This is a genomic window from Rhodococcus sp. IEGM 1351 (genome assembly GCF_030056875.1).
Classification (GTDB): Bacteria; Actinomycetota; Actinomycetes; order Mycobacteriales; family Mycobacteriaceae; genus Rhodococcus_F; species Rhodococcus_F opacus.
This window is the reverse complement of the sequence record NZ_JASHKU010000007.1, coordinates 134,082-148,260: the sequence shown is the minus strand read 5'-3', so window position 1 is coordinate 148,260 and position 14,179 is coordinate 134,082. Positions and strand designations below refer to the sequence as shown.

Sequence of the window (14,179 nt, the reverse complement as noted above, 5' to 3'; positions counted from 1 at the left end):
TCCCGGCTGGTCAGAACTCGTAGGTGGCGGGCGCGGACGCCTCGCTCGTGTCGGTGGACTGCGAAATCGCCTCGGCCTGCGCCGCCACGGTGACGAGGTCGAACAGCTGACCCACCCGCAGAGCCCCGGGCCAGCGTTCGTCGAGACGACGCTGCAGTTCCACGACGCGATGCGAGTTTCCGCCGACGTCGAAGAACCCGTCTTCGGGACCGAAGTCGTCGTGCCCCAGCACCGCCGTCCAATGCTCGGCGACCGACCGTTGCAGCGTCGTCCAGCGGTGCCGCGACTCGCCGGGCGCAGGCGCTGCCTCGGAGACGAGTGCGCGCAGCGCGTTCTCGTCCACCTCGCCGTCCGCTGTCCGCGGGACGGCACCGAGTGCGACGAACCGTGTGGGAACCGATCGGGCGTCGAGCCGCCCGGCGCTGAACTCCCGCAGGTCGTCCGCCATCGGTAGCACGGCCGCCGCGGCTGCCGGCACCCAGAAAGCGGTGACACCGGTCGCGGTCGTGAGGACCACCGCTTCGCGGACCGCCGGGTGACTCGCCACGACCTCCGTGACCGACCGCGACGGAGGCCCGGTGGCGCCCACGCTCAGCAGTCGTCCGGACCGGTTCCACCGCGCGAGCGCGCCCGTCCGGACCATCCGGGAGCCCGGGGCGCCGAACGGATTCGCCACGAACGTCGCGGCCGCCGCCGGCGCCGAAATGTGGTGCTCCCGTGTATCGGCCACGTACACCGCACCGGTCACGCCTTCGGGGCTGAGCTCCAGCCGGGGATCGAGCACGACGGTCTCGGCCGCCGCACTCCATTCGCGAATCCGGGTGCGCTCGTCCGGGGCCAGCACGTCGACGTCTCCGACGGCGACTGTCGGATCCGCGACGAACGCGGCGAGGATCCTGGTGAACCGATCGGCCAGGGCCTGCACGGTCGCCGCATCGAAGAGGTCGGTGGCGTAGGTGAATCCCGCCGTCATCCCTTCCGGTGTTCCGGACTCGTCGTACCGCTCGCGCACCGTCAGCTGCAGGTCGACGAGCGACACTTCGACGTCGGGTTCGAGAACTTCGGCCTCCAGGTGCGGGAGGGCGAGATCGGGATGTTCGGTGTTCCGGAACTCGAGCAACACCTGGAACAGCGGTGAATGCGACTGGGACCGAGGCGGGTTCAGCGCCTCCACCACCCGTTCGAACGGCACGTCCGCGTGGGCGTAGGCCGCGAGGTCGGTCTCGCGGACCCGGGCGAGCAGATCGTCGAAAGTCCCCGACACGTCGGTCCGCAGCACCAGTGTATTGACGAACATTCCCACCACGTCGTCCAGGACGGCCTCGCCGCGGCCGGCGACCGGCGACCCGATCACCACATCGTCGGTGCCGCCCGAACGGGCCAGCAACGCGGCAAGGGCCGCGTGCACGACCATGAACACGGTGCACCGTCGAGCCCGCGCCAATGCCACCGCGCCCCGGTGCAGGTCGGCGCCGATCCCGAACGTCACCCGGTCACCGGTGGCCGATCGCCGCGACGGGCGGTCACGGTCAGTGGGCAACGCGGTCACCGCCGGCGCGTCGGCGAGAGCGGATCGCCAGTAGTCCAGCTGCCGCGACAGCAAGGAGTCCGCGTCGTCCTCCGAGCCGAGGAGTTCCCGCTGCCACACGGTGTAGTCGGGGTACTGCACCGGCAGCGGCTCCCATCCCGGCGCACAGCCCTCGGACCGCGCGGTGTACGCCGTCATCACGTCGCGGGCGAGCGGAACCATCGAGAACCCGTCGGCCGCGATGTGGTGCACCACGACGACGAGGACGTGCTCCCGGTCGCCGAGTTCGAACAGCCTGGCCCGCATCGGGACTTCGGTGGCGACGTCGAAACCCGCCGACACGAGTTCCGAGATCTGTTCGCGTACCGGATCGTCGGACGTCGACACGGTGAGCTGCGCGACGTGGCCCGCACCGACGATCACCTGGGTGGGTCCCGAATCGCCGTACGGGTAGCGGGTGCGGAGCGATTCGTGCCGGTCCACCACGTCGGCGAGGGCGGCGGTCAGCGCGTCGACGTCGAGGTCACCCGACAGCCGGACGATCATCGCGACGTTGTATGCGGGCGAGGACGGGTCGAACTGATTGAGGAGCCACATCCGGTGCTGCGCCCAGGACAGCGGCACCGCGTCGGGGCGCCGGGGCCCCGCGATCGCAGGCCGAGCTTCGCCGCCCGCGGTCTCGCGCGCGATCCGTGCCGCGAGCGCCCGAACGGTCGGGGTCTCGAACACGTCCCGCACACCGACGTCCGTGCCGAGCGCGGAGTTGATCCGCGCGACCACCTGCGTCGCGGTCAGCGAGTTGCCTCCGGACGCGAAGAAGTCGTCGTCGGCTCCGACGACGCCGGTCCCGAGTACCTCGGCGAACACGTCGGCCACCGCGGATTCGAAGGGGGTGCCGGGCGCCCGGAAGATGCGGGGCGCGAATTCGGGCTCCGGCAGCGCGTGCCGGTCGACCTTGCCGTTGGCGCCCAGCGGCAGTCGATCGAGGATCGTCACCGAGGCAGGCACCATGAACGGCGCGAGGACGGACCCGGCGAACTGCATCACCTCGCTCGTGTCGAGGTCCGCGCCGTCCTCCGCCGTGACGTATCCGGCGAGGACCGCCTCGGCAGCGGGTGTGTGGCGGACCACGACCACCGCCTGCGCGACGCCGGGGCAACGGGTGAGCGCCGCCTCCACCTCCCCCGGCTCGACCCGCTGGCCGCGCAATTTGACCTGGAAATCGTTGCGGCCCAGGTATTCCAGCCGACCGTCCTTCGTCCAGCGCATCAGGTCGCCGGTGCGGTACATGCGTGATCCCGGGTGGTCGAACGGGTTCGCCACGAACGAGGCAGCGCTCACCCCCGCCCGCCGGTGGTAGCCGCGCGCCAGACCGTCTCCCAGCACGTACAGCTCACCCACCACACCGACCGGCACCGGACGCAACCACTCGTCGAGGACGAGTTCGCGGACACCGCGCATCGGGTGGCCGATCCGCACGGGGTCGCCGGGTGTCATCGGGTCGCCGATGTTCGACATCACCGTCGTCTCGGTCGGACCGTAGCCGACGAGCAGGGTGCGCCCGGACGCCCAGCGGGCCAGCAACTCCGGCGGGCAGCGTTCGCCCCCGACGACGAGCGTGCGGAGCAGGCGCAGACCACGCGGGTCGATCGTGGCCAGGACCGCGGGGGTGGCGAACGCGTGCGTGATCCTCTCCGCCGCCAGCAGTTCCGTCAGTGCGGCGCCGCCGTAGACGTGCGGCGCCGCGATGACCAGTCGCGCACCGGCGCCGAACGCCGCGAGGTATTCGAGCATCGTCGCGTCGAACCCGGGCGACGCGAGATTCAGGACGCGCGAGGCATTCGTCGTCGCGTACCGGGTGCGCTGATCGATCGTGAAGTTCTGCAACCCCGCATGGGGGATCACGACGCCCTTCGGTGCCCCCGTCGATCCGGACGTGTACATCAGATACGCCGGATGGCCCGGTCTCAGCGGCACGACCCGGTCGTCGTCGGTGATCGGACGGGACTCCCATCGCCGCGTCGGGCCCGGATAATCGAGGAGCAGCCACTCCACGCCGTCCGGCATCCGGTCGCGCTGTTCGGCGACCGTGAGTCCCGCCACCGCCCCGCAGTCGGCGAGGATGTCGGCGATCCTCCCCGGCGGCAGACTCGGATCCACCGGGACGAACGACGCACCCGACTTCGCCACCGCCCACACCGACACCACCAGTTCCACGGATCGGACGAGCCCTATCGCCACGTGATCCTCCGGTCCGATTCCGCGGCGGATCAACACCCAGGCCAGGCGGTTCGACCAGTCGTCGAGTTCGCGATACGACATCACCGCGTTGCCGTACGACAGCGCCACGGCGTGCGGGTCCCGGGCGGCCGCGGCGGAGAGGATCTCCGGCAGCAACCGGGTCGTGCCGGTGGGCCGCCCGCGCACCGGGACGAGTGCCTCGCGTTCGCCGGGCGACAGCAGATCGAATCGGGCCAGGGGAACGTCCGGGTCGGCGACCACCGCGTCGAGGAACCGTACGTATCGTTCGGCGAACTTGCGGACGGTCGCGGCATCGAAGATATCGGTGGCATAGGTGAATCCCGCGCTGATCCCGGCCGGCGACCCGTCCTCTCCGAATCGTTCGGCCAGGGTCAGCTGCAGGTCGAAGGTGGAGACGGAGACACCGAGGTCGATCTCCTCCACCTCCAGTTCCGGCAGGCTCGGGGTCGGCCGCACGACGTCCTGGAATTCGAACAGCACCTGGAACAACGGCGCGTGCGCCGTGGTGCGCGGGAGAGCGAGCGCCTCGACCACCCGCTCGAACGGCACCTCCGCGTGCGCGAACGCCTCCAGGTCGCGGTCCCGCACGGCGGCGAGCAGCGCGGTGAACGAGTCGGCGCCGTGGACGGGGGTGCGCAGTGCCAGAGTGTTGACGAACATCCCCACCACGTCGTCGAGGACGGCCTCACCGCGTCCCGCCACCGCGGATCCGATCACCACGTCGGTGGCGCTTCCCAAGCGGGACACCAGGACCGCGAATGCCGCGTGCGTCACCATGAACACGGTCGCATCGTGTTCGCGCGCAAGGGCGACCACCTTCCGGTGCAGGCGGTCCCCGATGTCGAACGACTCCCGCGCGCCGGCGAGCGACCGGTGTTCGGGACGTGGCCGATCCATCGGCAGGTCCGTCACGACCGGCGCGTCGGCGAGCGCGGAACGCCAGTACCCGAGCTGGCGGGACATCAGGGAGCCGGGATCGTCCTCCGATCCGAGCAGTGCCCGCTGCCAGATGCTGTAGTCGGCGTACTGCACCGGAAGCGGCACCCAGGCCGGCGCATGTCCCCGCGCCCGGGCGGTGTACGCGGACGTGATGTCCCGGGCCAGCGGGCCCAGCGACAGCGCGTCCGCAGCGATGTGATGGACCACCAGGGCGAGGGCGTGATCGCGCGGACCGACCTCGAACAGGTGCGCCCGCAACGGAACCTGCGCGGTCACCTCGAAGCCCGCGGACAGGGCCGCCGCGAGCCGGCCCCGGAGGTCGCTCTCCCCCGACACCGTGACCGCGCGGAGACCGGGCACCGCCTCCGCCGCCGGGATCACCGACTGCACGGGCGTGTCGCCCCGCATCGGGAAGATCGTCCGCAACGCCTCGTGCCGGTCCACCACGTCCGTCAGCGCCGTGTGCAGCGCCGCGACGTCGAGGTGGCCGCGCAATCGGAAGGCCGCCGCGATGTTGTAGGCGGGCGACGTCGTGTCGAACTGGTCGAGGAACCACATCCGCGTCTGCGCCAGGGACACCGGGGCCGCCGCGGACCGGTCCGTCGCCACCAGCGGCGGCCGGTCGGCCGATGCCGCTCGGCTCACTCGAGCCGCCAGCGACCGCACCGTCCGCGCCTCGAAGACGTCGCGCACACCCACGCCCGCACCGAGCACACCGTGAATCCGCGCCACGACCTTCGCCGCGATCAGCGAGTTGCCGCCGAGCGCGAAGAAGTCGTCGTCGACCCCGACCGCGGGCACGCCGAGCAGCGCGGCGAAGATGACGGTGAGCGACTCCTCGGCGGGAGTCCCCGGTGCCACGAATTCGGCGCGGGAAGCCGTGACGGGCGCCGGAAGTGCCGCCCGGTCCAGTTTCCCGTTGACGGTGAGCGGGAGCCGCTCGAGGACCGTCACCGAGGCCGGGACCATGTACGACGGCAACGCGGTTCCGGCGAATTCCAGCACGGCCTCCGTGTCGACGATCGCACCCGCCTCGGGCACCACGTACGCCGCCGGAGCCGGGCCGGTCACCGGATCCTCGTGCAGGGTCACCACTGCCTGCGCGACCCCGTCGCACCGGCCCAGCACCCATTCCACTTCGCCGAGTTCCACCCGGAATCCTCGGATCTCGACCTGGAGGTCGTCGCGTCCGAGGTAGTCGAGACTCCCGTCACGTCGCCACCGGACGATGTCCCCGGTCCGGTACATCCGGGCGCCCGACGCATCCGCGACGAAGCGGGACGCCGTGAGCCCGGCGCGGCCCAGGTAGCCGCGCGCGACCTGCGGTCCCGCCACGTACAGTTCGCCGGCCACACCGACCGGCACCGGATGCAACCGCGCGTCCAGCACCGACACCCGGAATCCGGGGATCGGCCGCCCTACCTTGCTCGTCCACGCGGCGGCGGCGAGCCCGCGCCCGAGCGGGAGGTGCGTGACGTGCACCGTCGTCTCTGTGATGCCGTACATGTTCACCAGCACGGGCGCGTCCTCGTCGTGGCGGGAGTACCAGCGTTCGAGTTGCCCGAAGTCGAGCGCCTCGCCGCCGAGCACGACGTAGCGCAGCAGCGGCGGGCCCGCGTCGTCCTCCGCGTCGGTGGCCTCGATCAGCTGCGAGAACGCCGTCGGCGTCTGGCTCAGCACCGTCACCCGCTCGCGGCGCAGCAGCGCGAGGAACGCGGCGGGCGACCGGGTGGTGTCGAAGTCGACGACGACCAGGGTCCCGCCGTGCAGCAGCGCGCCCCACAACTCCCAGACCGAGAAGTCGAATGCCGGGGAGTGGAACATCGTCCACACGTCGGTGTCCGCGAACCGGAACAGGTCCCGGGTGCTCGTGAAGAGCGAGACCACGTTGCGGTGCGACACCGCGACGCCCTTCGGCCGTCCCGTCGATCCCGACGTGTAGACGACGTAGGCCAACGAGTCCGGATCGACCGGTGTCCGGTCGGCGTCGGTCAGCGGGTCCGCAGAGCTGCCGTCGAGATCCGTGTCCGTCGAATCGAGGAGCAGAACAGGAATGTCCGACGCCGGCAGTGCGACCGCGGTGTCCCGGGTGGCCAGAATGCACACCGGGTGGGCGTCGTCGAGGACGCGCGCCGAGCGCTCCCCGGGATGGTCCGCGTCGATGGGGAGATAGGCGGCCCCGGCCTTGACGATCGCCACGAGTGCGACGACGAGCGCCGCCGATCGCGGCATCGCCACCGCGACCGACGACTCCGGGCCCACACCCCGCGAGAGCAGGTGCCGTGCAAGGCGGTTCGACCGGGCATCGAGGTCGCCGTAACTCGTGCGCTCGCCACCCGACACGACGGCGGTGGCGTCGGGGCTCCGCGCCGCCCGGGCGGCGAACAACTCACCGAGTGTCGTCTCGTCGGCGGCATCCCCCGGACGGATCGACCAGTCGTGCTGCACAGCGCGTTCGGCCGGTTCGACCAGGTCGAGGTCGCCGATCACGACAGACGGATCCGCGGCGGCGGTCGCGGCGGTCCGCACGAACCGCCGGGCGATTCCCTCCACGGTGGCGGCATCGAACAGGTCTGTCGCGTAGGTGAATCGGGCCGTCGTGTCCGACACCGTCACGCGCAGGTCGAGGTCGCCGAGTTCCCCTGCCTGGTCCGCGAATTCGAGCAGTACCTGGAAGAGCGGTGCGTGGGACGTGGACCGCGGCGGGTCGAGGATGTCCAGAATTCGCCGGGCGGGCACACCGCGGTGCGCGAACGCCTCCGCGTCGGCGTCCCGCACCGTGCCGACATACTCGCCGAAGCGGTCCGAACCGCACACGTGGGTCCGCAACACCACCGGGTCGGTGTCCGTCCCCGCGCCGAGGACGACGTCGTCGGTCCGAGCCGACCGTGCCAGCACCAGCGCCAGCACCGCATGGATCACGGTGGCGGCGACCGCGCGGTGTTCGGCGGCAAACGCTTCCAGGCTGCGCCGCAGATCCGGGTCGAGTGCGACGTCGACGGCGGCGCTGCGGTGGGACGGCCGCGCGGGCCGCGGACGGTCGGTGGGCAGATCCAGCACCGGGGGCGCGTCAGCCAATGTGCGCGTCCAGAAATCGAGCCGGGCCGTCTCCTCGTGGACGGTGGTGAGCGCGGCGTTCGCGTCGGCCGTGACGAAGTCGCCCAGCAGTTCCAGGAATTGCCGGTGATGCGCGCCGACCTCGTCGGCGTCGTACCGGTTGGGGTTGGCCAGGAAGTGGACGAAGGTCCTTACCCGTGTGCCGCTCCGGTACACGTTGACGAGCAGGTCCTCGACCGGCCCGGACGTGACGATGTGATACTCCCCGACGAGCGGCCCCAGAGCGAGTTCCTGGTGGAAGAGCATCACGTTGACCATCGGACCCGACAGTGACTCCGTGGCACCGGCGCCCGCGTCGCGCCGGATGTCGCCGAGCCCGAAACGCTGGTGTCGCAGCGCCCCCATCAGGTCGAGTTGCACCCGCTCCACCAGCTGCCCCACCGTGTCCTCGGGGCGGATCTGCACGGGAAGCGGCACGACGCCCGCCACCATTCCGCCGGACCGTCGCAGGGTCGCGGTGGTGCGCGCCGACACCGGGATCTTCACGAGCACGTCCCGGCGTCCCGTCGTCCTCGACAGGTAGCAGGCGAACGCGGCGATGATCTTCGCGGTCCCGTGGGCCCCGGCGTCGCCGAGCGCTCGCTCCGCCGCGTCCGGCAGGGGCGCGGTGACGTCGGTGCTCGTGGCGACCGCGGGCCCGGTCCGTCGGGCCAGGCTCGATCCGGGTCCGAGGCCGCCGACCCGTTCGGCCCAGAACTGCCGGTCCGCGGCGAAGCGGGTCGACGACCGGTACTGCTGATCGGCCTCGTACAGCTGCCGGGGGTCCACGGCCTCGTTGGGCGGCAGTTCCCGGTCGAGCACCTTCGCGGTGTACCGGGCCGCGATGCGGTTGAGCATCGTCATCGCACCGTAACCGTCCAGGGCGACGTGGTGAATCTTGCTGTACCACAGGTAGTGCGTCTCACCGACGCGAAGAATCGACGATTCGACGAGGCGGTCGCGAGTCGGATCCAGTGGGGTCTCGCAGTCGGCGCGCATCCATCGGCGGGCGGCGTCCACCGGTTCGGCGTCCCCGCGGAAGTCCAGCAGGCCGATCGACCGGTCCGTCGACGGGTCGACCAGTTGGAACGGCTGACCGTCCCTGTCGATCAACCGGAGGAAGGGCGATCCGAATTCGTCGGCGGTCGCGACGGTGGCCTCGCGCAGGAGGTCGACGTCCAGATCGCCGTGTACCTCGACGTACTGGGCGATGCACAGCGGCACGTCGGGGGCCAGTTGCTGGGCCAGCCACGCCTCGTATTGGGCCGACGACAGCGGGAACGGTACTTCCGCGCCGCCGACGGCCTCGGTATGGTGCTCACGCAACGCCACCACCTCCGCTGGGCAGCAGCCGGCGCAACGCCGCCTCGTCCACCTTGCTGCTCGGTGCGAGCGGAAGGGCGCCGAGCGCGAGGAAGCGGTCGGGCACCGCCTGCGCGACGAGCCGCGCGGCGCAGTGCGCGATCAGGTCGCGCGGCGTGGGTAGTACGGTCGCCGCGGCCGCGGGCACCCAGAACGCGGTCAACATCGTCTCCCCGTGTTCGTCGGCGGTCGCGAGAACCACCGCCTGGTGTATCGCGGGGTGACTCTCCAGCACGGCCTCCACCGCGTGTCTCTCGACCCGGGCGCCGCGCACTTTCACCTGTCCGTCGAACCGGCCGCGGAATTCGATGTCGCCGTGCGCATCGACGCGTGCGAGGTCACCCGTGTGATACATCCGCGCACCGGGCCGAGCCGCGAAGGGGTCGGCGACGAAGCGGGCCGCGGTGGCGGCCGGGCGGGACGCGTAGCCCTCGGAGATCTGCGGACCGCCGACGTACAGGTCCCCCACAGCTCCGTACGGCACCTCGACCAGTTTCGCGTCGAGGACGTAGGCCGTGCTCGCGCCCAGTGGTCTGCCGATCGGCGCGATCGAGGCGGGCACGTCGCGCACCGGATGAGCCAGGCAACTGACGGTCGTCTCGGTCGGACCGTACTCGTTGCTCAGCGGGACCCCGGGCAGCACCGCACGATGTTGTTCGACGAGCGTGCCCGGAAGCGCCTCTCCCGCAAGCGTCACCAACCGCAGACGTTCGCGCAGCGGGGTGAGATGCGGCAGCAGCAGCCGATAGAAGGACGGGGTCGCGACCAGATGGGTGCTCTGCCACGTGCGGGCGAGCGCGGCGACGGCCTCGGCGTCCATCAGTTCGCGAGCGTCCGGGAGCACGCTGGTGCCGCCGGTGCACAACGCCCACAGGGTCTTCAGCAGGGAACCGTCCCACGTGAGGCGGAACGCGGAGAACGTGACGAGGTCGCCGTCGTCGTAGTCGTAGTTGCGGCCGTCGACCATGCTGGCGAGGTTGGCGCGGCTCGCGACGACGGCCTTGGGGACGCCGGTCGACCCGGACGTGGTGATCACGTAGGCGGCGGTGCCCGCGGGCACGTGTTCGGGTAGATCGGCCGGTTCGGCGACGGGCCGGTGCTCGGCGTCCCGGTCGTGCAGTGCGGGAACACGTCCGACCGCGCTGCGGGCCAGGTCGCGGATCCACGCCGGCGACGTCTTCGGATCCGCGGACCCGAAGACGATGGCACCACAGTCGATGTCACCGAGGAGTGCGCGGAGCTGACCCACCGGATGTCCGGGTTCGATCACGCACCACGCCGCACCCAGTCGCAGCGCGGCGATCATCCCCACCACCGTCTCGACGCTCTGCCGCTGGTGGATCAGCACAACCTGGCCCGGCCGCACGCCACGGGCAGCGAGTTGCCGCGCCAGTGCCTCGCTCGCCGAATCGAGTTCGCGATACGTCAGCGACCGGTTGCCCACGACGATCGCGATCCGGCCGGGAACCCGCGCGCACTGGCGGAGAATCCCGGACATCACCCCACCGTTCGCGACCACGTCCGTCATGGCGCCACGTCTCCCGAGAGGACCGCGACGTGGTCGGCGTTCGACGCCGCCGCACTACGAAAGTCATTGCACAGCAGCAGTATTCGATCGGGGTTCGGGTCGACGACGTCGAAGCCCGCGAATCGCAGGGTAACCAGCATGACCCGGTTGACGTCCGTCGGCACGAACTCGGCGAGCGCCCGCCTGCTGTGGGCGCGGGCCCGCTCGACGACGTGCCGGATCAGCGCCGTCCCGACCCCACGGGACATCACCCGGCACGACATCAGCAGCAGTTGCAGGACGGAATCGTCGCCGCGGATCTCCGACACCGCGAGACCGATCGTGCCGTACCCGCCGAATCGGTCGCCGAGCGACGCCACGAGCACCTCGTGGTCGTCCGAGGCGCACAGCCGGCGCAGTTCGTCGATGCCGAAAGTCCGGCCCGTCGTGTTGAGTTGATGAGACCGGACGGTCAGTTCGTGGGCGCGTTCGAGGTCGTCCTCGGTCGCGCGGCGGACCGTCATGACCAATTCGAGCGAGGCCAGGAACTCGGAGTTGGACCCGTGGAACTCCTGTTCGCTCACCTGACGGATCCGTTCGGCGCGGTACAGCGACCTCCGCTGCCTCGCCTCCTCGGTGACGGCGGGCGGAGTCAGCTCGGGAAGGTCGGGGAACGACGCGATCTGCTCGGCGGGATAACAGCGCACCGGGGGAAGCGCCTCGGACACCTCGGCCCGCTCGACGGGATCGTTGTCGACGAAGGCGATGGTGTCGAGACCCAGATTCAGTGTCTCCGCGATGCGGCGCACGGCCTCCGACTTCGGGCCCCAGCCGACGTCGACGGCGCAGAACAGTTCCTCGATCCCGTGCATGCGCAGGTGCGCGGCGGCGGGTTCGTATTCGCCGCGGCTCGCCACGGCGTGCAGAATGCCGCGACGGTCGAGCACGTCCAGGGCGCGGAGGGCGTCGGCTTTCGGTACGGGGGCGTCCTGTTCGAGGACGACACCCTCCCAGATGGTGTCGTCGAGATCCCAGACCACGCACTTCACCGTCTGCTCCATCGCGATCACTTCCCGTGCCCGGGTCGATCCGGCAGGCGTCGGAGCAGCGCGCTGCTCCACGCCGCGACCGGGCTGCTGTTCATGATCACGCAGTAGTCGCCGGGCGCCTGTACGGACGCAGCGTGCTCGAGGTTCGCCGCGACGTCGACGGATCCGAGGTGGCCGAACCGGGCCAGGTTGTCGCGGCAGACGGGATCGATGGTGACGTCGAGTGCCTCCTGCCAGAACGTGAACGCACCGAGCGACAGGTTCTGCATGAGGAACACGCCGATCGCGTCCTGCTGCAGCCCGTTCCGGGCCAGCAGGTCCGCGTTGATCTCCGTGAACCGCTTCCGGCTCTCGACCGCGAGACGGAACGAGTATGTGGGTTCGTCGGCGCATTCCTCGACCCAGTCGGCTTCGCGGACGTCGCGGTAGTCGATGTGGAACAGGTCGGCGTATTTTCCGTCGCTGCGGATCATCTGGTCGACGAGTTCGTACCGGCCGGTCCCCGACGTCGTCAGCAGGACCGCGGCGGCGCCGTCACCCAGGAGCGTCATCGGCGACCGGTACCGCGACCGGGTAGGTGTCTTCGCCGCCGCGACGACGAGGACGTTCTGGCAACGGGGGTCGCCGCGGAGCAACGCCGACGCGAGCGCGAACGCCGCCGAGACGGACACGCACCCGAGGTCACCCACACCGGTGGTGAACGCCTGGGTCGCACCGAGCAGGTGCTGCAGCCTGGTCGCCTCGGACGCGAGCAGGTACTGCGGAACCCGGCCCTGGACGAGCAGCAGCGCGTCGAGTTCGGTGGCGTCGAGGCCCGCCTTCCGGAGCGCCTCGTCCGCCGCGGCGTGCGCCAGATCCACCTCGGAGAGCCCGATTCCGATCCGCACCGTGTCGATGCCCAGTGACAATGCGTGCTCGCGCTGAGCGATCGGCAGTTCGTCGAGCTCGGGCAGGCCGGCCACGGTCACCTCGTCGTCCGGGAACCAGAGCGCGACCGAGTCGATCGTGACCGGTCGGTCGGCCGTCATGGCGCACCTCCCCCGAGCACGTAGTCACCGATCTGGAGTTCGGCGACCTCCGTCGCGCCCTCGATGATCTGCATGACCTTGGCGTCGCGGAAGAAGCGCCCCACCCTGCTGCCGGGGGCGCACCCGACGGCCCCGAGCACCTGGACCGCCTGCTGGCTCACCGACGCGGCGACCCGGGCAGCGGCGTATTTCGCGGCGATCGTCGTGAAGAGCGCGCTGGGCTCGTGGGCATCGCGTTGTTCGGCGGCCCGTTCGCACAGTGCGCGAGCCCCGGCGGCATCGACCCAGCTACGACCGACGATCGCGCGGACCGAGTCGTGCTCGGACAGCACGGCGCTGCCCTGCACGCGGGTGGACGCGTGCGCGGCGGCGTCGGCGAGACACCCGCGCGCCATCCCGGCGCACCCCCAGGCGATGGTGTACCGGCCGTGGTCCAGGGCGGTGCCGACGACGTGGGACAGCCCGAATCCCGGCGGTGCGATCAGGTGGTCGGCGGGGACGACGACGCCGTCCAACGCGATGTGCGCGATCCGGGCGCCGCGCATGCCCAGCTGCCCGTGGATCGGTTCGACGGACACTCCGGGTGCGTCCGTTTCGACCAGCGCGGTCGTCAGCCCGGCCGGCGACCGGCCGAGGACGAGCAGTACGTCCGCGACCTCGCCGAACGTGACCCACAGTTTCCGTCCGGAGATCCGGTGATCGGAGCCGTGCGCCTCGAAACTGGTAGTCACAGAGGAGAGGTCGCTGCCTGCTCCGGATTCGGTGGCGGCGAATCCGGCGAGGAGTTCACCGGTCGCCAGGGCCGGCACCCACTGCGCCCGCTGTTCGGCGGTGCCCCACCGATCGAGGGCGGCGTTCACCATCCCCTGCACGGTCAGCAGCGAGCGCAACGACGTGCAGACCGCTCCGAGTCTTTCTGCGACGGAGCCGAGTTCGGCCGCGGTCAGGCCGAGTCCCCGGCAGTCCGTCGTCCGGTCCAGCCCGAGGACTCCCGCCCGTGCGGCGGCCTCGATGACGTCGACCGGCAGTCCGGTCTCGTCCCAGGTGGCGGCGTCCGTCTCGGCGGAGGCGACGAGTGTATCGATACCGATCACGGCGCCGCCCCGTCCGTCGCACGAAGCTGCTCGCCCCGCTTTCTCCGAATGAAGCCCGCTACCCGCGCTGCGGTACGGAAGTTGTCGAGATCGAGATCCTCCACCTCGACCACGACGTCGTGGGAGCCTTCGATGTACGTGACGATCTCCAGGGCCCGCAACGAACTCACCAATCCCAGGGTGAAGTAGTCGTCGTCGGGTCCGAGTTCCGTCGACGTGATCGAGCTCAGGTACTTTCGTAGCTGCTCGACCAGCTCGTCACGGGACTCGGGCACAGGGGCATGTGCTGTGTCCATGGGCGTGGGATTCCCATT

Annotated in this window: 6 protein-coding genes; all 6 read right to left on the bottom strand. The window is 70.7% G+C overall.

The features are described 5' to 3' along the window. Window positions 1-10 precede the first annotated feature (10 nt). The 6 genes from QM806_RS14415 to QM806_RS14390 are packed head-to-tail and all read right to left on the bottom strand — an operon-like array spanning window position 11 to window position 14,161. A complete protein-coding gene (locus tag QM806_RS14415) occupies window positions 11-9,157 on the bottom strand; it encodes a non-ribosomal peptide synthetase (RefSeq protein ID WP_169695127.1) in 9,147 nt (3,048 codons plus the stop codon). Beyond that, window positions 9,144-10,715, bottom strand: coding sequence for an amino acid adenylation domain-containing protein (locus QM806_RS14410; RefSeq protein ID WP_169695125.1), 1,572 nt, complete (start codon window positions 10,713-10,715; stop codon window positions 9,144-9,146). The genes QM806_RS14415 and QM806_RS14410 overlap by 14 nt, the downstream gene beginning before the upstream one ends. Next, window positions 10,712-11,764 (bottom strand): HAD-IIIC family phosphatase, encoded by a 1,053-nt coding sequence (locus tag QM806_RS14405; RefSeq protein WP_054248546.1) that lies wholly within the window; start codon window positions 11,762-11,764, stop codon window positions 10,712-10,714. The genes QM806_RS14410 and QM806_RS14405 overlap by 4 nt, the downstream gene beginning before the upstream one ends. Then, entirely contained in the window at window positions 11,761-12,771 is a 1,011-nt protein-coding gene (locus QM806_RS14400; RefSeq protein ID WP_005568985.1) for a 3-oxoacyl-ACP synthase, read from the bottom strand. Before QM806_RS14400 ends, QM806_RS14405 begins: the two co-directional genes overlap by 4 nt. Next, window positions 12,768-13,865: an acyl-CoA dehydrogenase family protein gene (locus QM806_RS14395; protein ID WP_007296433.1), complete on the bottom strand. Its 1,098-nt coding sequence runs from the start codon at window positions 13,863-13,865 to the stop codon at window positions 12,768-12,770. The genes QM806_RS14400 and QM806_RS14395 overlap by 4 nt, the downstream gene beginning before the upstream one ends. Further along, window positions 13,862-14,161, bottom strand: coding sequence for an acyl carrier protein (locus QM806_RS14390; RefSeq protein WP_039950770.1), 300 nt, complete (start codon window positions 14,159-14,161; stop codon window positions 13,862-13,864). The genes QM806_RS14395 and QM806_RS14390 overlap by 4 nt, the downstream gene beginning before the upstream one ends. Between the last annotated feature and the right edge of the window lie 18 nt (window positions 14,162-14,179).